The 21,159-nt window shown below is 51.9% G+C and carries 18 protein-coding genes and 5 tRNA genes; 21 read left to right on the forward strand and 2 right to left on the reverse strand.

Annotated elements, in window-relative coordinates:
- Positions 1-119 precede the first annotated feature (119 nt).
- The 4 genes from nlpD to PZBJ_RS11720 all read left to right on the forward strand — a co-directional run bounded on the left by nlpD (position 120) and on the right by PZBJ_RS11720 (position 4,739).
- On the forward strand, positions 120-1,241 hold the full coding sequence (gene nlpD / locus PZBJ_RS11705) for a murein hydrolase activator NlpD (protein WP_206098214.1): 1,122 nt from the start codon (positions 120-122) through the stop codon (positions 1,239-1,241).
- 48 nt (positions 1,242-1,289) lie between these two features.
- Complete coding sequence (gene rpoS / locus PZBJ_RS11710; RefSeq protein ID WP_007893257.1) at positions 1,290-2,288, forward strand: RNA polymerase sigma factor RpoS; 999 nt, start codon at positions 1,290-1,292, stop codon at positions 2,286-2,288.
- Between the two features lie 424 nt (positions 2,289-2,712).
- Complete coding sequence (locus PZBJ_RS11715; protein WP_167391192.1) at positions 2,713-3,966, forward strand: MFS transporter; 1,254 nt, start codon at positions 2,713-2,715, stop codon at positions 3,964-3,966.
- A 26-nt stretch (positions 3,967-3,992) separates the two neighbouring features.
- On the forward strand, positions 3,993-4,739 hold the full coding sequence (locus PZBJ_RS11720) for a GolD/DthD family dehydrogenase (RefSeq protein ID WP_101762610.1): 747 nt from the start codon (positions 3,993-3,995) through the stop codon (positions 4,737-4,739).
- Between the two features lie 103 nt (positions 4,740-4,842).
- Here the strand turns inward: PZBJ_RS11720 and mutS are convergent, their stop codons facing one another.
- Positions 4,843-7,386: a DNA mismatch repair protein MutS gene (gene mutS / locus PZBJ_RS11725; protein WP_101762611.1), complete on the reverse strand. Its 2,544-nt coding sequence runs from the start codon at positions 7,384-7,386 to the stop codon at positions 4,843-4,845.
- A 366-nt stretch (positions 7,387-7,752) separates the two neighbouring features.
- Here mutS and mltB point away from each other — a divergent pair, with 366 nt between their 5' ends.
- Positions 7,753-8,835, forward strand: coding sequence for a lytic murein transglycosylase B (gene mltB, locus PZBJ_RS11730; RefSeq protein ID WP_101762612.1), 1,083 nt, complete (start codon positions 7,753-7,755; stop codon positions 8,833-8,835).
- A gap of 85 nt (positions 8,836-8,920) precedes the next feature.
- Complete coding sequence (locus PZBJ_RS11735) at positions 8,921-9,256, forward strand: zinc ribbon domain-containing protein YjdM (protein ID WP_101762613.1); 336 nt, start codon at positions 8,921-8,923, stop codon at positions 9,254-9,256.
- Positions 9,257-9,288: 32 nt separating this feature from the next.
- Here PZBJ_RS11735 and PZBJ_RS11740 read toward each other — a convergent pair whose 3' ends face one another.
- Positions 9,289-10,176 (reverse strand): dihydrodipicolinate synthase family protein, encoded by an 888-nt coding sequence (locus tag PZBJ_RS11740; RefSeq protein WP_101762614.1) that lies wholly within the window; start codon positions 10,174-10,176, stop codon positions 9,289-9,291.
- A 166-nt stretch (positions 10,177-10,342) separates the two neighbouring features.
- Between PZBJ_RS11740 and tam the strand changes: the two genes are divergently transcribed.
- The 15 genes from tam (at position 10,343) to luxS (ending at position 21,142) form a co-directional block, all read left to right on the forward strand.
- On the forward strand, positions 10,343-11,119 hold the full coding sequence (gene tam, locus PZBJ_RS11745) for a trans-aconitate 2-methyltransferase (protein ID WP_101762615.1): 777 nt from the start codon (positions 10,343-10,345) through the stop codon (positions 11,117-11,119).
- A 102-nt stretch (positions 11,120-11,221) separates the two neighbouring features.
- On the forward strand, positions 11,222-11,716 hold the full coding sequence (gene pncC, locus PZBJ_RS11750) for a nicotinamide-nucleotide amidase (RefSeq protein ID WP_101762616.1): 495 nt from the start codon (positions 11,222-11,224) through the stop codon (positions 11,714-11,716).
- Between the two features lie 93 nt (positions 11,717-11,809).
- A complete protein-coding gene (gene recA / locus PZBJ_RS11755; RefSeq protein ID WP_101762617.1) occupies positions 11,810-12,880 on the forward strand; it encodes a recombinase RecA in 1,071 nt (356 codons plus the stop codon).
- Between the two features lie 115 nt (positions 12,881-12,995).
- Positions 12,996-13,511, forward strand: a complete 516-nt coding sequence (locus PZBJ_RS11760) for a regulatory protein RecX (protein ID WP_192411988.1) — start codon at positions 12,996-12,998, stop codon at positions 13,509-13,511.
- A gap of 135 nt (positions 13,512-13,646) precedes the next feature.
- On the forward strand, positions 13,647-16,274 hold the full coding sequence (alaS, locus tag PZBJ_RS11765; RefSeq protein WP_101762619.1) for an alanine--tRNA ligase: 2,628 nt from the start codon (positions 13,647-13,649) through the stop codon (positions 16,272-16,274).
- A gap of 249 nt (positions 16,275-16,523) precedes the next feature.
- A complete protein-coding gene (gene csrA / locus PZBJ_RS11770) occupies positions 16,524-16,709 on the forward strand; it encodes a carbon storage regulator CsrA (protein ID WP_008104508.1) in 186 nt (61 codons plus the stop codon).
- Positions 16,710-17,013: 304 nt separating this feature from the next.
- A tRNA-Ser gene (locus tag PZBJ_RS11775) sits at positions 17,014-17,106 on the forward strand.
- 8 nt (positions 17,107-17,114) lie between these two features.
- Positions 17,115-17,191: transfer RNA gene (locus PZBJ_RS11780), tRNA-Arg, on the forward strand.
- A gap of 85 nt (positions 17,192-17,276) precedes the next feature.
- Positions 17,277-17,353: transfer RNA gene (locus PZBJ_RS11785), tRNA-Arg, on the forward strand.
- 55 nt (positions 17,354-17,408) lie between these two features.
- Positions 17,409-17,485: transfer RNA gene (locus PZBJ_RS11790), tRNA-Arg, on the forward strand.
- 44 nt (positions 17,486-17,529) lie between these two features.
- Positions 17,530-17,606, forward strand: a tRNA-Arg gene (locus tag PZBJ_RS11795).
- Positions 17,607-17,847: 241 nt separating this feature from the next.
- Entirely contained in the window at positions 17,848-18,414 is a 567-nt protein-coding gene (yqaB, locus tag PZBJ_RS11800; RefSeq protein ID WP_008108985.1) for a fructose-1-phosphate/6-phosphogluconate phosphatase, read from the forward strand.
- Positions 18,411-18,839 (forward strand): YqaA family protein, encoded by a 429-nt coding sequence (locus tag PZBJ_RS11805; RefSeq protein ID WP_101762620.1) that lies wholly within the window; start codon positions 18,411-18,413, stop codon positions 18,837-18,839. Before yqaB ends, PZBJ_RS11805 begins: the two co-directional genes overlap by 4 nt.
- Positions 18,840-18,870: 31 nt before the next feature.
- Positions 18,871-20,475 (forward strand): glutamate--cysteine ligase, encoded by a 1,605-nt coding sequence (gshA, locus tag PZBJ_RS11810; RefSeq protein ID WP_101762621.1) that lies wholly within the window; start codon positions 18,871-18,873, stop codon positions 20,473-20,475.
- A gap of 151 nt (positions 20,476-20,626) precedes the next feature.
- Positions 20,627-21,142: an S-ribosylhomocysteine lyase gene (luxS, locus tag PZBJ_RS11815; RefSeq protein ID WP_007893307.1), complete on the forward strand. Its 516-nt coding sequence runs from the start codon at positions 20,627-20,629 to the stop codon at positions 21,140-21,142.
- The last annotated feature ends 17 nt before the right edge of the window (positions 21,143-21,159 follow it).

Raw genomic sequence — 21,159 nt, forward strand, 5'->3', positions numbered from 1 at the left:
TGATATTGTTACTATCCTTGTTTATCAATGCTAAAAACCGTTTTTAACGTTACGCGCAGTGGATAATGCGGTTAACGCCGTTACACATTTATATTCAGGGTTGCCATCACGGGGGATCAGTGAGCATGGGAAGCACAGCATTTCAATTACGCCGTTTGGCGGCACTTTCTTTGGTAGGTTTTTGGCTGGCGGGCTGTAGTTCTGGCGATAATACACAGGCACCCATTAGCCAGATTGGTGGTAATAGTGGCGATAGCGGTATGGCTTCAGCCTCAGGCGGCGGCATGATCTCTTCGCAAAACAGCGCTGTGCCCGCGATGCCACGTGGCGGAATGTTAAGCGGCGGCACACCATCGGCACAACCGTCAGGTGGAATGGTAAGTGACAATAACAATGTAGCCACGGAAAATGGTCGCATTGTGTACAATCGCAATTATGGGAATATTCCTAAAGGTAGCTACGGTGGTGAAACCTATACCGTAAAACGTGGCGATACCCTGTTCTACATTGCCTGGATTACCGGAAACGATTTCCGCGATCTGGCACAGCGTAACAATATTGCAGCCCCGTATGGCTTGAACGCTGGGCAAACGCTGCAGGTTGGTAATGGTAACGGCCAGACCATTACCGGTGGAAACGCGATTACTGCCGCCGATGCAACCCAGGGCGGCGTGCCAGTTACACTGAGCCAGACGCAAATTAAATCCACCCCTGTTGCACAGCAACCTGTTATTACGTATTCTGATGATTCGGGTAATTCGTCGGGTAGCAAATTGCTGCCGTCGAAAGGAGCAAATAATGTGGCAACGACCACAGCTCCGGTTGTCGCACCACCTACAGTCAGCAGCACGACTAATAGCACAACTCCAGTGGGAAGCTGGCGTTGGCCGACTGATGGGAAGATCATCGATAACTTCTCCGCTGCGGAAGGCGGAAACAAAGGGGTCGATATCGCCGGTTCGCGTGGACAACCTGTTGTCGCCACAGCTTCGGGAAGAGTGGTGTACGCAGGCAACGCGCTCCGTGGGTACGGTAATTTAATCATCATCAAACACAATGATGACTACCTGAGCGCCTACGCCCATAACGACTCTATGCTGGTCCGGGAACAACAGGAAGTTAAGGCGGGGCAAAAAATCGCTACCATGGGTAGCACCGGTACCAGTTCAGTACGATTGCACTTTGAAATTCGTTACAAGGGGAAATCCGTAAACCCGTTGCGTTATTTACCGCAGCGATAATCCGGCAGAACCTTGGTTCTGCCCTTGGATCACGGGTAGGAGCCGCTAATGAACCAGAATACGCTGAAAGTTAACGATTTACATGAAGATGCGGAATTCGAGGAAAACAACGGAGCTGAGGTTTTTGATGAGAAGGCTCTCGTTGAGAACGAACCTGGTGATAACAACGACGTAGCGGAAGAAGAGCTGTTGTCACAGGGTGCGACGCAACGCGTTTTGGATGCGACGCAGCTTTACCTCGGAGAGATTGGTTATTCACCGCTGCTGACGGCAGAAGAAGAAGTCTTCTTTGCGCGCCGTGCACTGCGGGGTGACATTCCATCTCGCCGCCGCATGATTGAAAGTAACTTACGCTTGGTAGTAAAGATTGCCCGTCGTTATAGCAATCGTGGTCTGGCGCTGCTGGATCTGATTGAAGAGGGTAATCTCGGCTTGATTCGCGCCGTAGAGAAGTTTGACCCAGAACGTGGGTTCCGTTTCTCAACTTACGCCACGTGGTGGATTCGTCAGACAATTGAACGGGCGATTATGAATCAAACCCGTACCATCCGTCTGCCAATCCACATCGTTAAAGAGTTAAATGTTTACCTGCGTACCGCGCGTGAACTTTCGCACAAGCTTGATCATGAGCCAAGTGCTGAAGAGATTGCCGAGCAGCTAGACAAGCCTGTTGATGACGTGAGCCGTATGCTGCGTCTCAATGAGCGCATTACCTCGGTCGATACACCTTTGGGTGGCGATTCCGAAAAAGCGCTGCTGGATATCCTGGCCGATGAGAAAGACAACGGTCCGGAAGACACCACGCAAGACGATGATATGAAACAGAGCATCGTTAAGTGGTTGTTTGAACTGAATGCCAAGCAGCGTGAAGTGCTGGCGCGTCGTTTCGGCCTGTTAGGCTACGAAGCGGCAACGCTTGAAGATGTCGGTCGTGAAATCGGTTTGACCCGTGAACGCGTACGTCAGATTCAGGTGGAAGGACTGCGTCGTCTGCGTGAGATTCTGCAGACGCAAGGTTTGAACATCGAAGCACTGTTTCGTGAATAACAGAATACGTGGTTAATACAAGAAGCGGTGGTGAAAACCACCGCTTTTTTATTGGTTAAAATATACAGGCAGCACTTGTTAATTCATCAAAGTAAAATCTTTTAACGCTATCACTTAAACCGTCACCTAAATAGATAACCGTAAATTAAATCCATTAGATGTTAATTAAACATCTAATAAATGCTCTATTTATCTTGCTCTCATTTAGCAATTTGTAATGTTGTGCACGACTTTCTTTGCAATTTTGCCTTATTTCCTTTCTCCGTGTCACTCTGATAAAAGTTTTTAAAACGGTGCTATGCCATTTTCTTGCTCGCTGTATCACCAGGATATTCAAGCAATGAATAACTAAAAGGGAGTGAGAAGAACAATGCGTGTGCAAAGCAGCAGTACAAAGTCACAATACTCCAGAGTGGTTTTTGGGATGCCAATATCTCTGCTATGGGGATATATTGCGATGGCCATCTTCATGACCGGCGATGGCATCGAACTGGCTCATCTCTCCCGATATCTCTACGATCTCGGCTATGGAGAAAAACAAGTTTCATTAGTTTTCACCGTTTATGCGTTAACGGCAGCAGTTTCAAGTTGGCTTTCCGGTGCCGTGAGTGAAATTTATGGTCCGAAGAAAATTATGCTCACCGGCGCTATTTGGTGGATGGTGTTACATGCCGTATTTGTTTATTTTGGCGTAAGTGAAAATAACTTTACCTTGATGTTGGTGAGTTATACGTTGCGCGGCTTCGCTTATCCGCTGTTCTTTTATGGATTCTATGTATTAGTGGTGCAGCGCACGCCTGAGCATCGACTTGCCTCCGCAACCGGCTGGATATGGTCGATGTTTACCATTGGTTATGGCATTACAGCTTCCTTCCTCTCCGGCCTTCTGGTGCCTGAAATTGGGTTCATCAATACGCTTTGGCTTTCACTGCTGTTTGCTGCGGTGGGCGGTGTGATTATATTGTTTACGGTTAAAACTCAGAGTGAACACAATCTAAATAGTAACGGCGTCAGTCGCAAAGAAAAATTGCGGGAAATATCGCGCGGAATAACCTTGATCTTCGAAGACCGCAGTATGTTCTTTGCGCTGATAACACGCATCTTATGTAATGTGGCATTATTTGGCCTGCCGGTATTTATGCCGATCTATTTCACCCGTGAATTAGGATTTTCTACTAAAGAGTGGGCGACTATCTGGGGCGTATTTTTCCTGGTTCAACCAATAACCAATGTGCTTTGGGGCATTATTGGCGATCGTATTGGCTGGATTTTTCAGATGCGCTGGTTTGGTTTCTTCGGATGCACGATTACCACTGCCGCTTTCTATTTTTTACCCTCATTTTTCCCAGGTAATCTGGCGTTAGCCATTGTCTGCGCGCTGTTATTAGCCTTAACGCTCACCTCCTTTGTGCCAATGGGGGCGATTTTCCCGATGCTGGCGCCGCAGCATAAAGGCGCTGCGGTTTCGGTGCAAAATCTGGGTGGTGGTTTCGGTAATCTAATTGGTCCGGCGGTTGCCGCACTAATGTTCGGCCTGTCATTTGAAATCAAGCACGTGATTATTACTTTCTCCGTTCTCTATTTTGCTGGCGGCGTCATGACATTCTTTATTCGTGATCCCCAACCAAAAATAGAGCGTAACGCTCCTTCCAAGACCACGGCCAGCAAATCCGAATAAATACCCTCAATGAAAAGGACCACAACATGACAACACCATTTTCACTGCAAAATAAGGTCGCCATCGTCACCGGCGCCGCATCGGGAATTGGTTACGCCATTGCCCGCTGTTTAAGTGCTGCGGGTGCCCAAGTGGCGATGATCGATCGCGCAGAAGAGGTAAAAACGGTTGCCAGCAAGATGGACAACCCTGCGCGAGGTTACGTTTTCGATCTGGCTAATGTCGAAGCGCTTGGCGAACTGGTTGAGCAGATTCACCATGATTTTGGCCGCATTGACATCCTGGTCAATAACGCCGGTATTGGCATGCTGGAATCCGTGGGCGAAGTGCAACTCGCCAGCTGGAATACCACGATGTTGATTAACATGACCGCGCCATTCTTCCTCGCTCAGCATTGTGCTCGATATATGAAAGAACACGGTTTTGGCCGCCTGATTAACATCGCCTCACAGGCCAGCGTCATTGCACTCAATGAGCACGCGGCATATTGCACCAGCAAATCAGGTATGGTGTCTTTCACGCGGGTGTTGGCAGCGGAGTTGGGGCCGTTTGGTATTACCGCTAATGCCATTTCACCAACGGTGGTTGAGACGGAATTAGGTAAGCGTTACTGGCATGGGGAGCGAGCGGAGCAGATGAAATCAAAAATCCCATCACGACGTTTTGCCACACCTGACGAAGTCGCGAGTACGGTGTTGTATCTCAGCAGCAATGAAGCGGCAATGGTCAATGGCGAGAATTTAGTGATCGATGGGGGATATAGTGTGATTTAAAGCCGGGCGAGTTGACTGGAATGAGCCCGCTAAAATTGCTTAACACCAGGGAATTGTAAAAAAAATGGCCCGCACAGAACGTTGCTTCTGGGCGGGCGAATAACTACACCAGCGTTTTCAAGCGATAGATCCATTCCAGCGCTTGCTTCGGCGTTAAGCTGTCTGGGTCCAGTGCCTCAAGCGCATCAACCGCCGGTGAGGTTTCTGCCACCAGCAACTGCATTTGCGAACCTTCCACTGTGGATGCGGCGGAGCTGCCAGATAACGCTTCCAGCTCCTTCAGCTTGTTACGCGCGCGCTTAATCACTTCCTTCGGCACGCCCGCCAGCGCCGCCACCGCGAGACCATAACTTTTGCTTGCTGCACCATCCTGCACGCTGTGCATAAAGGCGATGGTGTCTCCGTGTTCGACCGCATCCAGATGCACATTCACGACACCTTCCATTTTTTCCGGCAGCGTGGTCAGCTCGAAATAGTGGGTGGCAAACAGCGTCATGGCCTTAATGCGATTCGCCAAACTTTCAGCGCAGGCCCATGCCAGCGACAAACCATCATAAGTCGAGGTGCCGCGCCCGATTTCATCCATCAGTACCAGACTGTTTTCGGTAGCGTTATGCAGAATGTTGGCGGTTTCCGTCATCTCCACCATAAAGGTTGAGCGTCCGGAAGCCAGATCATCAGCAGCCCCGACGCGCGTGAAGATGCGATCGATAGGGCCGATGACGGTCTCTTCTGCTGGCACATAGCTGCCTATCCACGCCATCAGCGCGATCAACGCTGTCTGGCGCATGTAGGTACTTTTACCGCCCATATTGGGGCCGGTAATGATCAGCATGCGACGCTGCGGTGAGAGTGACAGCGGATTCGCGATAAACGGCTCTTTCAATACCTGCTCGACCACCGGATGGCGGCCTGCAGTAATACGGATGCCGGCTTTTTCTTGCAGCACCGGGCGGCAATAATTCAGCGTCCATGCACGTTCGGCCAGGTTCGCTAGCACGTCCAGCTCAGAGAGTGCAGCCGCACTGATTTGCAGGGCTTCAAGATGTGGTAGCAAGCGATCAAACAGCTCATCGTAGAGACCTTTCTCCAGCGCCAGCGCTTTGCCCTTCGACGTCAGGACCTTATCTTCATACTCTTTTAGTTCAGGAATGATATAGCGTTCAGCATTCTTCAGCGTCTGGCGGCGAACGTAATGAATCGGCACCAGATGGCTTTGACCACGGCTGACCTGAATGTAGTAGCCGTGAATCGCGTTAAAGCCGACTTTCAGCGTATCCAGCCCGAGTTTCTCGCGCTCTCGGATTTCCAGACGATCAAGATAATCGGTGGCACCATCGGCTAGCGCACGCCACTCGTCGAGTTCAGCGTTGTATCCCGAAGCGATCACGCCACCGTCGCGCACCAGCACTGGCGGCGATTCAATGATCGCCTGTTCCAGCAACTCACGCAGTTCGGTAAATTCGCCCATCTGAGAGCGCAGATTAATTAACTGCGTGGCCTCAACGCCCTCGAGTTGTTGGTTTAACTCGGGCAACTGCTGGAAGGCATGGCGCATACGTGCCAAATCGCGTGGGCGCGCGGTGCGCAGTGCCAGTCGCGCCAGAATACGCTCCAGATCGCCCACCTGGCGCAGCACCGGCTGCAGCTCCTGACTAAGTGATTGCAGTTCTGCGATAGACTCCTGACGCCGGGCAATGGTAGTGACATCGCGCAGCGGCATATGCAGCCAGCGTTTCAGCATACGGCTGCCCATCGGCGTGACGGTTTTATCCAGTATCGCCGCCAGTGTGTTCTCGATGCCGCCGGCCAGGTTTTGCGTTATTTCCAGGTTGCGGCGCGTAGCAGCATCCATGATCACGCTATCCTGCTGACGCTCCATGCTCAGCGAGCGAATATGCGGTAACGACGTGCGTTGCGTGTCTTTAACATATTGCAGCAGACATCCTGCAGCGCGTAGCGCCAGATGCGCCTGCTCAACGCCAAAACCACTTAAGTCGCGGGTGCCAAATTGCAGATTGAGCTGCTGGCGCGCCGTATCGATTTCATATTCCCACAGCGGGCGGCGACGCAGGCCACGGCGTTGATCGATCAACGTCATTGCCTGGAAATCTTCGGGATAGAGCAGTTCAGCCGGATTGGTGCGCTGCAGTTCTGCTGCCATCGTCTCCAGATCGCCGGGTTCACTCAGGCGGAAGCGGCCAGAACTGATGTCCAGCGTTGCATAACCAAAACCGCGCTGGCTCTGGAAGATGGCGGCGAGCAGGTTATCCTGGCGCTCTTGCAGCAACGCTTCATCGCTGATGGTGCCGGGTGTAACGATACGCACCACTTTTCGCTCAACCGGGCCTTTGCTCAAGGCTGGGTCGCCAATCTGCTCACAGATCGCCACCGATTCGCCGAGCTGGACCAGTTTCGCCAGATAGCCTTCAACCGCATGGTAAGGCACGCCCGCCATCGGAATCGGTTCCCCAGCAGAGGCGCCGCGTTTGGTCAGAGAGATTTCCAGCAGTTGCGAGGCGCGTTTCGCGTCATCGTAAAACAGCTCGTAAAAATCGCCCATGCGATAAAACAGCAGGATGTCAGGATGATCGGCCTTCAGGCGCAGGTATTGCTGCATCATCGGCGTATGGCCACTAAAGTCCATTTGCTCTGCTCCTTTCATCTCATTCTCACTCAACATTCATTCTTTTAATTACCTGAGGCTGGGTCAATGCAGCCCGGAAGTGTCGTTATCACTTGGGCGGATAACGAAAGCGGGATATTACCATTTTTGCCGCGTAACCTTCATCCGCCAGCAGGGCTTTATGGCTGCCGACCATAACAAATTGCCGCAAACGGTAAAAAGCAAAATTTAATGAAAAAGGTAAAGTGTGGAGCGGTTTCGCAAATTCGCGTTGCAACCGGCTGAAACGGGCGGGAAACGGCTAAATTTTAAGATATTGCTCTGTATGTCACCCCGATGAACGATTACCATGAGTGCTTCCGGTTTCACCTGGCTTATGGATATCCAATGCGTTTTAAGGTTGCTCTTCTTCCGCTTATTACTCTGCTTGCTGCCTGCAGCAGTAAGCCTGCATCCCATCAGCAGCCCGCCGTTGTGCCTGCACCGAAAGGCGGTTTTTTGCTGGAACCTTCGCACGCGGTTCAACCGATGTTTGGCGATTTTGCGGGTAACCCCGCAGCTGAACAGTTCATTGATCAAATGGTGGCAAAACACGGTTTTAACCGTGAGCAATTGCATGCGGTTATCGGCCAGGCGAAGCGTCTGGATTACGTGCTGCGTTTGATGGATCAGCAAGCCCCGAGCTATACGCCGCCAACCGGACCGAATGGCGCGTGGATTCGCTATCGCAACAAGTTTATTACGCCGGATAACGTGCAGAACGGCGTGGCATTCTGGAATCAGTATCAGGATGCGCTACAGCGTGCGCAGCAGGTTTACGGCGTGCCGCCGGAAATCATTGTTGGCATTATCGGCGTTGAGACGCGCTGGGGCAGGGTAATGGGCAAAACGCGCTTGCTGGATGCGCTGGCAACCTTGTCATTTAGCTATCCGCGTCGTGCAGCTTACTTCAGCGGTGAGCTGGAGACCTTCCTGCTGATGGCGCGAACAGAGCAAGACGATCCGCTGGATCTGCGCGGCTCCTTTGCCGGTGCGATGGGTTATGGACAGTTCATGCCATCCTCTTATAAGCAATACGCAGTCGATTTTAATGGCGATGGTCATATCAACCTTTGGGATCCGGTTGATGCGATTGGTAGCGTAGCCAACTACTTCAAAGAACATGGCTGGCGTGCGGGCGAGAACGTTGCGGTGCCGGCCAGCGGGCAGGCTCCGGCATTGGAGAATGGCTTTAAAACCAAGTACCCAGTCAGCACCTTAGCTGCGAGTGGTTTAACGCCGCAGGGATCGCTGGACGGTAATACTCAGGTCAGTTTGCTGCGTTTGGATCTCGGCACCAGCTATCAATATTGGTATGGTCTGCCCAACTTCTATGCCATTACGCGCTATAACCATAGCACCCACTATGCAATGGCGGTGTGGCAGTTGGGTGAAGCCGTGGCTAAAGCACGTCAGGGCAGCCTGTTTTAATGCTGTCCATATAAAGTGTGAGGGTATAAGATGGCCCCCCATTTGCGGTGCCATCTTCACCGCATCCGACTTCTGAGGAGCGCTTATGAGTACCTTACCTGCCTGTCCTGTCTGCCACGCCGATTACACCTGGCAAGATGGCGAGAACCTGAATTGCCCATCTTGCGGCCATATCTGGACGGCAAACGCCGATGATGCATCGGACGGTTTGGTGGTACGCGATGCCAACGGCAACCTGTTAGCCGATGGCGACAGCGTCACTGTCGTTAAAGATCTTAAGGTTAAAGGCAGCTCTTCGACGTTGAAAATTGGTACCAAAATCAAAAGCATTCGCCTGGTCGAAGGCGATCACAACATTGATTGCAAAATTGATGGTTTTGGCCAGATGAAACTCAAATCTGAGTTCGTCAAAAAGAACTAATTATGGGACGGCTTTGCGCCGTCCTGTTTGTTTCAACTCAGTAAACGATCCACTTCCTCGCACTGTTCCGCTGTTAGCTCGCCACCATAATTGCGCGAGTTGCTGCGCATTGAATCAAATCGACGTGCAACAGCCGTTTTTATGGTGGTAACAAAATCATCGCCGATAGTGTAAATCGCCATCAGTTTACCAATACGTTGTTGAATCTCACTGAGCTGCGCTACATCGCCCGCCCGCCAGGCCTGCATCGCACGGGCAAATAGCTCCGGCACAATATTGTTCAAGCCGGAAATCACACCTGAACCGCCAGCCAGTAGATTGGGCAACAGATATTCGTCATAGCCGGAAAGCACGGTGAAATCGCTGCGCACCTGCTTCGTTTCTTCAATCATTGCGCGGTTGTGCGACAAGCAATCCATGGTGTCTTTGATGCCAATAAAGTTGGGCAGCTCTGCCGCCAGTTCTGCGACCAACGCAGGCGTTAAATCACAGCCGGTGCGTGCGGGGAAATTGTAGGCGAACCACTTGCCGCCCAGCTGTGTATCCAGCGCTTTGAAATAGCGCAGCAGCTGTTTATGTGTCTGCCCGTAATAGTAAGGAGGCAGCACCATTACAGCATCAAATCCGTTCTGCCAGGCCGCATCTGCCAGTTGCAGCATGTCCGCAATACAGGTGCTGGAGACATTTGCCACCATGGTCAGGGGCGAGAGTTGACGCGCCTCGCGGATCAGTAACAGGCGCTCCTGCTGCGAGAGCGAGGCAAATTCGCCAATACTGCCCATCAGCAGCAAGGTATCAATGCCTGATTGGCTCAGGCGAGAAAAATGGCGGCCAAGCGCATCAATATCCAGATTATTGTTGCTATCAAAGGGCGTTACTGACGGACACCATACGCCGGGCAATGCGGGTTGTGCAGACATATCAAGCTCCTTGCTTGGAAAATGAAACGTCGTTTTAACTTAATGCTATCTGCGCAGGCTAACCAGCTAACGAGGGCAAAAAGGTGAGATATCGCACTTTTCTCTTTCTATGAAAGCATGAAAAGCAGGTAGTGTTTAACCCCTCAGCCAAGACAGGAGCACTGCCATGCAAGACTGGAATCCACAACTGTATCGCCAATTCGAATCAGAGCGAACCCGCCCGGCGCGCGAGCTATTGGATCGCATTCCGCTCGATGATGTGCGCTTTGCCACCGATCTTGGTTGCGGACCTGGCAACAGCACCGAGCTACTGGCACAAGCCTGGCCTGAGGCGCAGATAACCGGCATTGACAGTTCTGCGGCAATGTTAGAGCAGGCGCGCGAACGTCTCCCCAACTGCCATTTCCTGCAGGCCGATATTCGTCGCTGGCAGGCTGAACAGCCGCAGCAGGTTATCTATGCCAACGCCTCGCTGCAGTGGTTGACCGAGCATCACACCTTGCTGCCGCATCTGGTTGATCAATTGGCCATCGGTGGCGCGCTAGCGATTCAGATGCCCGATAATCTTGAAGAACCATCGCACCGTTTGATGCGCGAAGTGGCGGCGAATGAAAAATGGCAGGCGCTGATTTCGCCACAAGCGGCGGATCGCAAACGCCTGCTAACCACCGATCGCTATTACGATCTGCTGACCGATGCGGGTTGCCAGGTTGATGTCTGGCGCACTACTTATTATCACCCGATGGCAGATGCGCAGGGCATCATTACCTGGTTGCGTGCCACCGGGCTGCGTCCTTTCCTCGCGGGGCTGGATGAAACGCAGCAGGCAGCATTTCTTCATGATTATCATCAGGCCCTCATTCCGGCTTACCCCGCACGCAGTAACGGCCAGGTTTTGTTAGCCTTCCCGCGTCTGTTTATGGTTGCAGTGAAAACTGGCTAAGGTATCTGGAAGCCACTGCGCAGAAATGATGGCTGAAGGTTGAAAAGGGCTTTTCAGCGCACCATATACTGCTAACGTGAAGCGCCACAACGGGAGAAGGCGATGAACGATGAACAGTTACAGCAGCTAAGTCACCGTATTGGCGAACAGCTGAAGAGACGTCAGGCCACGGTGACCGCTGCAGAATCCTGCACCGGCGGCTGGATTGCGAAAGTATTTACTGATATCAGCGGTAGCTCTGCCTGGTTTGAGCGCGGTTTCGTTACTTACAGCAATGAAGCTAAGCAGCAGATGGTCGGCGTACAGGACACAACGTTGCAGCAGCATGGCGCCGTAAGTGAACAGACGGTGCGTGAGATGGCTACCGGTGCGGCTAAAGCGGCAGCGGCAGAATACGCCATCGCCGTAAGCGGTATTGCCGGTCCTGAAGGTGGCACGCCCGATAAACCGGTGGGCACCGTGTGGTTTGCGATTGTGGGTCCAGAGGGGCGCGTACTAGCGCAGCGCCAGATCTTTGCTGGCGACCGTGATGCGGTACGCCGTCAGTCAGTGGCTTGGGCGCTGCAAACGCTGCTTGATGAATTTCTGATAAATTAAAACTTGATACTGTATGACTATACAGTATAATTAGCGGCAACAGAACGAGCGACATACTTGATGTCGACTCACCCAGCATGATTAGGAGTGGAAATGGCGATCGACGAGAACAAACAGAAGGCTTTAGCTGCCGCACTGGGCCAGATTGAGAAGCAATTTGGTAAAGGCTCCATCATGCGCTTGGGTGAAGACCGCTCAATGGATGTCGAAACCATCTCTACCGGCTCACTGTCACTGGATATCGCGCTGGGCGCGGGTGGCTTGCCGATGGGCCGTATCGTTGAGATTTACGGACCAGAATCTTCGGGTAAAACCACGCTGACGCTGCAGGTTATTGCTTCTGCACAGCGTAAAGGTAAAACCTGTGCCTTTATCGATGCTGAGCACGCACTGGATCCGGTGTACGCGAAAAAACTGGGCGTTGATATCGATAACCTGCTGTGTTCACAGCCGGATACCGGTGAGCAAGCGCTTGAGATTTGTGATGCGCTGGCGCGTTCAGGCGCAGTTGACGTCATCATCGTCGACTCCGTGGCGGCGCTGACGCCGAAAGCGGAAATCGAAGGCGAGATTGGCGATTCGCACATGGGTCTGGCCGCTCGTATGATGAGCCAGGCAATGCGTAAGCTGGCGGGTAACCTGAAGCAGTCCAACACGCTGCTGATCTTCATCAACCAGATTCGTATGAAGATTGGTGTGATGTTCGGTAACCCGGAAACCACAACAGGCGGTAACGCACTGAAATTCTACGCTTCTGTTCGTCTGGATATCCGCCGTATCGGTGCGATTAAAGAGGGCGACGAAGTGGTAGGTAGCGAAACCCGGGTGAAAGTCGTGAAGAACAAAGTTGCGGCACCGTTTAAGCAGGCTGAATTCCAAATCATGTACGGAGAAGGTATCAACACCTTTGGCGAGCTGGTGGATCTTGGCGTGAAGCACAAACTGGTTGAGAAAGCCGGCGCGTGGTACAGCTACAACGGTGAGAAGATTGGTCAGGGTAAAGCTAACTCCACCAACTTCCTTAAAGAGAACCCGGCGATTGCGAATGAAATCGACAAGAAGCTGCGTGACTTACTGCTAAGTGGTGATGTCGCCGCCGCAGACACCGCGAAAATCTCCGCGGATGATCGCGAAGAAGCCAGCGAAACCAACGAAGATTTCTAAAATATTAACGGGAGCCGAGATGCTCCCGTTTTGCTTTTCCCCGCCAGCGCTTTTCCTCTCTGCCTTCTTGCTTTACCCTGCGACCCTGCACGACTGTTAGAACAAGGTTGATCCTATGTCATCATCACCATCTGCGGCACCAGTGCCAACATATTCCCGTTTACTCGACCGCGCTATGCGCATCCTTTCGCAGCGCGACCATAGCCGTGAAGAGCTGAAGCGTAAATTGCAGCTCTCTTCCCAACGTGCGGCTTATCTGCAGCAGCAGGAAAACACGCCCATTCCCGACGAGTTACTGGAAAAAGTGCTCGACTGGTGTCAGGAGAGCGGTTGGCTCAACGATGAGCGCTTTACCGAACGCTTTATTCAAAGCCGTGCGCGTAAAGGATATGGTCCACAGCGCGTGCGTATGGAATTGCAGCAAAAGGGCATTGGCCGTGAGGAGATCAATCAGGCGCTATTCGATACCGAAGTAGACTGGAGCCAGTGCGCAGCCGATCTTGCCAAACGCAAATTTGGCGAACCCTTACCGCAAACCTGGACTGAGAAAAGCAAGGTACAGCGTTTTTTAATGTCGAAAGGCTTTATGATGGAAGATATTCAGGCTGTTTTCAGAAATAGTGACGACTGAAAGGCGATGTGATTTTACTTCACACTGAAGAAAATTTATCTTATTCCCACTTTTTGTTCCTCAGTCAGCGGCAGGCCGGATGGATAGGGTTTGCCAGCGAAAGGGAACGTTCGTTAGCGTGATTCCAGGAATTTTATGAGCAAGAGCACTGCTGAGATCCGTCAAGCGTTTCTCGACTTTTTTCATAGCAAGGGACATCAGGTTGTAGCCAGCAGCTCCCTCGTACCGAACAACGACCCGACTTTACTGTTTACCAATGCCGGGATGGTCCAGTTTAAAGACGTTTTCCTCGGTCAGGATAAGCGCGACTATGCGCGTGCAACGACGTCGCAGCGCTGTGTGCGTGCCGGCGGCAAGCATAACGACCTCGAAAACGTGGGCTACACGGCACGTCACCACACCTTCTTTGAAATGTTGGGCAACTTCAGCTTTGGTGATTACTTCAAGAAAGAAGCGATCGCTTATGCATGGGAACTGCTGACGGGTGAGCAGTGGTTCAAGCTGCCTAAAGAGCGCCTGTGGGTGACCGTCTATGAAACAGACGATGAAGCCTTCGAAATCTGGGCTAACGATATTGGTGTGCCGCGCGAGCGCATTATCCGTATCGGTGACAACAAAGGCAGCGCTTTCGCATCAGATAACTTCTGGCAGATGGGCGACACCGGACCTTGCGGTCCTTGTACCGAAATTTTCTTCGATCACGGCGATCATATCTGGGGCGGCCCACCGGGCAGCCCGGAAGAAGATGGCGATCGTTACATCGAGATCTGGAACATCGTCTTCATGCAGTTCAACCGTCAGGCCGACGGCACCATGGAGCCGCTGCCTAAACCGTCAGTGGATACCGGCATGGGTCTGGAGCGTATTGCTGCCGTGTTGCAGCACGTTAACTCCAACTATGAAATCGATCTGTTTGCCAAATTGATCAAATCAGTTGCGCAGGTAACTGGCGCAACCGATCTGGATAACAAGTCGCTGCGCGTTATCGCTGACCATATTCGCTCTTGTGCCTTCCTGATCGCTGATGGCGTAATCCCATCAAACGAAAACCGCGGCTATGTGTTGCGTCGCATCATTCGTCGCGCGGTACGACACGGCAATATGCTGGGTGCGAAAGAAGCCTTCTTCTATAAACTCGTTGCGCCACTGATTGAAGTGATGGGGGCTGCAGGCGAAGACCTGAAGCGTCAGCAGAAGCATGTTGAAAACGCGCTTAAAAACGAAGAAGAGCAGTTTGCTAAAACGCTGGAGCGTGGACTCGCGCTGCTGGATGAAGAATTGGCCAAGCTGCAGGGCGATACGCTTGATGGCGAAACGGTGTTCCGTCTGTACGACACCTTCGGTTTCCCGGCGGATTTGACCGCTGACGTGTGCCGTGAGCGCAATCTGAAGATTGATGAAGCGGGTTTTGAAGCCGCGATGGAGCAGCAGCGTCAGCGTGCGCGTGAAGCCAGCGGTTTTGGTGCCGACTATAACAATGTCATTCGCATTGATGCCGCAACCGACTTTAAAGGCTATGACCATCTGGAACTGAACGCGACAGTCGAAGCACTGTTCGTCGACGGTCAGCAAGTTGAGCAGATCAGAGCGGGTCAGGACGCGGTGGTCGTACTGGACGAAACGCCGTTCTACGGCGAGTCAGGTGGACAGGTTGGCGATACCGGCGTGTTGGCTGGGCAGAATGCTGAATTTAGCGTTCAGGATACGCAGAAGTATGGTAAAGCGATTGGTCATATCGGTAAGCTGAGCAGCGGTCAGTTACGCGTTGGTGACCGTTTGCATGCGCAGGTTGATGAAACGCGTCGCGCGCGCATCCGTTTGAATCACTCCGCCACGCACTTACTGCATGCAGCACTGCGTCAGGTGTTGGGTGATCACGTAGGACAAAAAGGCTCGCTGGTTAACGATAAATATCTGCGTTTCGACTTCTCTCATTTTGAAGCCATGAAACCGCAGGAAATCCGTCAGGTTGAGGATATTGTTAACGCGCAGATTCGCCGCAACCTTGTCGTTGAGACCGAAATCATGGATCTCGATGATGCAAAACAGAAGGGCGCAATGGCGCTGTTTGGTGAGAAATACGATCAGCGCGTACGTGTGCTGACCATGGGCGATTTCTCTACCGAACTCTGTGGTGGTATTCACGCGCTGCGTACCGGTGATATCGGCCTGTTCCGCATTCAGTCTGAATCGGGTACTGCTGCAGGTGTACGCCGCATTGAAGCTGTAACCGGCGAAGGTGCGTTGGCACAAGTGAATGCGCAGAGCCAACAGTTGCTGGATGTGGCGCAATTGGTGAAAGCCAATAGCAGTAACCTGAATGAGAAAGTGCGCGGCTTAGTTGATCACGTCCGCGCGCTGGAAAAAGAGTTGCAGCAACTGCGCGATCAGCAAGCTGCGCAGGAAAGCGCGTCACTAAGCAGTAAGGCGATTGACGTTAAAGGCACGAAGTTGCTGGTCAGTGAACTGAGCAACGTTGAACCGAAAATGTTGCGTACCATGGTTGACGATCTGAAGAACCAGTTAACGTCTGCCATTATCGTGCTGGCAACGGTTGATGATGGCAAAGTTTCACTGATTGCTGGCGTGACCAAAGATCTTACTGACCGTGTAAAAGCCGGCGAGCTGATTGGCGAACTGGCCTCTCAGGTTGGTGGTAAAGGCGGTGGTCGCCCAGATATGGCTCAGGCCGGCGGTACAAATCCGCAGGCGCTAGCGGGCGCGCTGGCAGGCGTGCAGGAATGGGTCAGTAACCGACTGTAACGTATAAAACTTCGCATTGTGATAAGCGCCAGAAGCCCGTTTTCTGGCGCTTTTTTAACGCGGTGCACACCAGGTAATGACAAAGTCCGGTTGATGTAGTGTATTTCGGCTAAACTAACTATCAGCAGAATGTATTGGCATGGCGAAGCACAATGGTGTATTTGTCATAGGCATTGTTCAGCGTTATATGATGGATACGGCCGGGAGACCTAACAAGCCCGACTCTTTTAATCTTTCAAGGAGCAAAGAATGCTTATTCTAACTCGTCGAGTTGGTGAAACCCTCATGATTGGCGATGAGGTGACTGTAACGGTGCTGGGTGTAAAAGGTAACCAGGTCCGCATTGGAGTTAACGCGCCTAAAGAAGTTTCGGTACATCGCGAAGAGATCTATCAGCGAATTCAAGCCGAAAAAACTCAAGCCTCGAGTTACTAACGGATTCAGCGCCTCGCTCCTGAGCGAGGCGCTACCGGTTTTTCCTCTCCAGTCCCGCACATCTCACGCTTTTCGCTCTCAATTCCCAATTCTTTTAACGCCCATTTCTGTTCTCCAGCAGGCTTTCTTTGTTGATAAATCACTCTTTTTGTCGCTAAAGCATCCGAATTGAGTGTCATTTGTGCAATCAAACAAAAGGCTGGAAATAAATGTTTGACTTATAAGTCCGGGAAAGTAATATGTGCGCCACGCAGTGCCGATGAGCAGAAACAAGTTCAGAAGCACGGTTCGGAAGAACGCGTAAGGTGAGGTGGCCGAGAGGCTGAAGGCGCTCCCCTGCTAAGGGAGTATGCGGTCAAAAGCTGCATCCGGGGTTCGAATCCCCGCCTCACCGCCATTTCCGATGCATCCATAGCTCAGCTGGATAGAGTACTCGGCTACGAACCGAGCGGTCGGAGGTTCGAATCCTCCTGGATGCACCATTTGGAAAGGTGAAGTAAGAGTGAACGAGCAGTTCCTTTCATGGTGAGTTGTTAGCACCCTGCGTTGTACAAGAATTAACTCGATGCATCCATAGCTCAGCTGGATAGAGTACTCGGCTACGAACCGAGCGGTCGGAGGTTCGAATCCTCCTGGATGCACCATTCTTCGTATCATCCTCAGGTTGTTTCAGTTAGTCCATCGTAAGAAAACCTCAATGCATCCATAGCTCAGCTGGATAGAGTACTCGGCTACGAACCGAGCGGTCGGAGGTTCGAATCCTCCTGGATGCACCATTCCTCTTCAAACTTCTCAAAATTTTCTTCAGCAGTAACTCAATGCATCCATAGCTCAGCTGGATAGAGTACTCGGCTACGAACCGAGCGGTCGGAGGTTCGAATCCTCCTGGATGCACCATCTCTTCTTCGATACCTTTCTTTTTTTGACTCTCAGTTTCTGAATCCTGCAGCAATCAAATCAATTTGTAAAAAAATCGCTGAATTTACCGGCGTTTATCCACGGCATTGCACTCTGACCTTTTTCTGAAAACGAAAAAAACTAATGCTTTCAAAGCATTTGCGGTTAAGCGTGCCTGGCGACAACCTGAGCGCATTACGCTAAAGTAATGGCTCATTTTGTGGTGCTCGATGGAGTGACAATGTACGACCAATATGACGCCCTGATTTTCGATATGGACGGCACAATTCTGGATACTGAGCCGACACATCGAAAAGCCTGGCAGCAGGTGCTTGGCCGCTATGGTTTCACCATGGATGAAGAAAAAATGGTGGGCTTCAATGGCGCTCCAACCTGGCAACTGGCGCAGTTCATTCTTGAGCAGAACAATGCAACGCACGATCCGCATCTGCTGGCGGCGGAAAAAACCGCTGCACTGAAAGCGATGTTGCTGGATGACGTGCGTCCGCTGCCGTTGATGGACGTGGTAAAGGCTTATCATGGTCGCCGTCCGATGGCGGTGGGCACCGGCAGTGAACACAGCCTGGCAAAAGCCTTACTCGAAGAGTTAGGTGTTTACCACCTGTTTGATGCGGTGGTCGGAGCGGATGACGTACAGCGTCATAAGCCGCAGCCGGATACCTTTTTACGCTGCGCTGAATTAATGGGTATCGCACCCGAGCGCTGTGTAGTGTTTGAGGATGCTGACTTCGGCGTACAAGCCGCCAAAGCAGCAGGCATGGACGTGGTTGATGTCCGTTTACTGTGAATGAATTTCTGACCTATGGATCGTTATTCGGCAGCAGCTTTCTTAGCGCGACTCTGTTACCAGGAAGCTCGGAAGCGGTGCTGGTTGCACTGCTGATCGCCCAAAAAGGTTCGGTTTATGGATTGTTATTGGCTGCATCAGTGGGAAACACGCTGGGTGGCCTGACCAACATTCTTCTTGGTCGCCTGATGCCGCCAAAAGGGCAAGGGCGATGGCACGACACAGCAATGACGTGGTTACACCGATTAGGACCTGCAGCACTGATTTTTAGCTGGCTGCCGGTAGTGGGCGACTTACTCTGCGTGCTCGCAGGTTGGTTGCGCTTTGCCTGGCTACCTTCAGTGCTGTTCCTCGCCATGGGTAAAACGCTGCGTTATATCGTTATCGCGACCGCCACATTGCAAACAATGCAATGGTGGCATTGATTCGCACAGATTCGAGGCTACGGCTAACATTATGCTGAACAAAAATAAATTATTAACACAGCGGGAGGTTAACGTGATCCCGGACGTATCTAAGGCACTTTCCTGGCTGGAGGCGCATCCTGACGCGTTAAAGGGTATCGGCCGTGGTATTGAGCGCGAATCATTACGCGTAAAACCCGATGGTCACCTGGCAACCACAGGACATCCTGAGTCACTCGGTTCGGCGCTTAAGCATGATTGGATCACCACCGATTTTGCCGAAACGCTGATGGAGTTCATCACGCCAGTTGATCAGAGCATCGATCGTTCACTGGCGTTCCTGCGCGATATTCACCGTCATGTGGCGCGTGAGTTAGGCGAGGAGCGCTTGTGGCCTTTCAGCATGCCGGGCTTCATTGATGACGTTGATAGCATCGAGCTGGCGCAGTATGGCAGCTCGAACATTGGCAAAATGAAAACGCTGTATCGTCAGGGGCTGAAGAATCGCTATAGCGCGCTGATGCAGATTATCTCTGGCGTGCACTACAACTTCTCGTTGCCGCTGTCGTTTTGGCAGGAGTGGGCGGATGTAAAAGATGCCGAAAGCGGCAAAGAGACCATCTCTGCCGGCTATCTGCGTCTGATTCGTAACTACTATCGTTTTGGCTGGGTCATTCCGTATCTGTTCGGTGCATCGCCAGCGATCTGCTCCTCTTTCCTGCAAGGGCGCGAAAGCAATTTGCCGTTTGAAGGTGATGGCAAGGGTACGCTGTGGCTGCCTCACGCCACCTCACTGCGCCTGAGCGACCTTGGTTATACCAACAAATCGCAGAGCGGTTTGGGTATCACTTTTAACTCGCTGGAAGGTTACGTTGCAGCACTGAAGGCAGCGATTAAAACGCCGTCGGAAGAGTATGCCGCCATGGGTACCAAAGATGCCGAAGGCAACTGGCTGCAGCTGAACACCAATGTGCTGCAAATTGAAAACGAGCTGTATGCGCCGATTCGTCCGAAACGCGTTACGCGTTCAGGCGAGGCACCATCCGATGCGCTGTTGCGTGGCGGTATTGAATACATTGAAGTGCGTTCGCTGGACATCAACCCATTCTCCGCGATTGGCGTAGATGCCGATCAGGCGCGCTTCCTCGATCTGTTCCTGATTTGGTGTACGCTGGCTGATGCGCCAGAAATGAGCGCGGATGAGCTGCTGTGTACGCGTAAAAACTGGAATCGCGTGGTGATGGAAGGGCGTAAGCCTGGCCAGGTCATTGCAGTAGGTTGCAGCGAAAAAGAACATACGCTGGTTGAAGTGGGTAAAGCGCTGTTTGCCGATCTGCGTCGCGTGGCGGAAGTGCTCGACAGCAATCACGGCAACACGCAATATCAACAGGTTTGCGATCAACTGGTGGCATCTTTCGACGATCCTGAGCTAACCTATTCGGCGCGCATCCTGCATGCGATCAAAGAAAACGGTTTGACCGGCGCGGGCGTGGCATTGGCAGAGCAATATCGTCATCTGCTGTGTGAAGAGTCGTTAGAGATTCTGACTGAAGAAGATTTTAGTCGTCAGGCGCTGGAGTCGGTGCAGGCACAAGAGAAGCTGGAACAGAGCGATACGCTGGATTTCGAAAGCTACCTTGCGGGTCGCGAAGGCTAGAAAAGAAAATGGCCACATCAATGTGGCCAAAATAAACATCTCTGTTGTCAGGGATGATGATAACAAATGCGCGTCTTTCATATATTCAGACGCTGGACGAACAGAAAAGTTTCATCGTTTTAAAAAAAAATCTCAAAACAGGAGGTGACGTATGCCACTACTGGATAGTTTTACTGTTGATCACACCATCATGGGCGCACCTGCAGTACGCGTAGCAAAAACCATGAAAACTCCGCATGGCGATACCATCACCGTTTTCGACCTGCGTTTTTGCCGTCCGAATATTGAAATTCTGACTGAGCGTGGCATTCATACGCTGGAGCACCTGTTTGCTGGCTTCATGCGTAATCATCTGAATGGTGATGGCGTTGAAATCGTCGACATCTCGCCAATGGGTTGCCGCACCGGCTTCTACATGAGTTTGATTGGCACGCCTGACGAGCAGCGTGTAGCGAAAGCCTGGAAAGGCGCGATGGAAGATGTCCTGAAAGTCAAAGAGCAGGGCCAGATTCCAGAGCTGAACGAATACCAGTGCGGCAGCTACAAACTGCACTCACTGGATGAAGCGCAGCAGATCGCGCGCAATGTGCTGGCGCACGACATCGGCGTGAACCGCAACGAAGATTTGAAGCTGCCAGCGGAAAAGCTGAAAGAGCTGCACATCTAGTTGAGACACCATGAAAA

It is taken from the genome of Pantoea endophytica, assembly GCF_002858935.1.
Classification (GTDB): domain Bacteria; phylum Pseudomonadota; class Gammaproteobacteria; order Enterobacterales; family Enterobacteriaceae; genus Pantoea; species Pantoea leporis.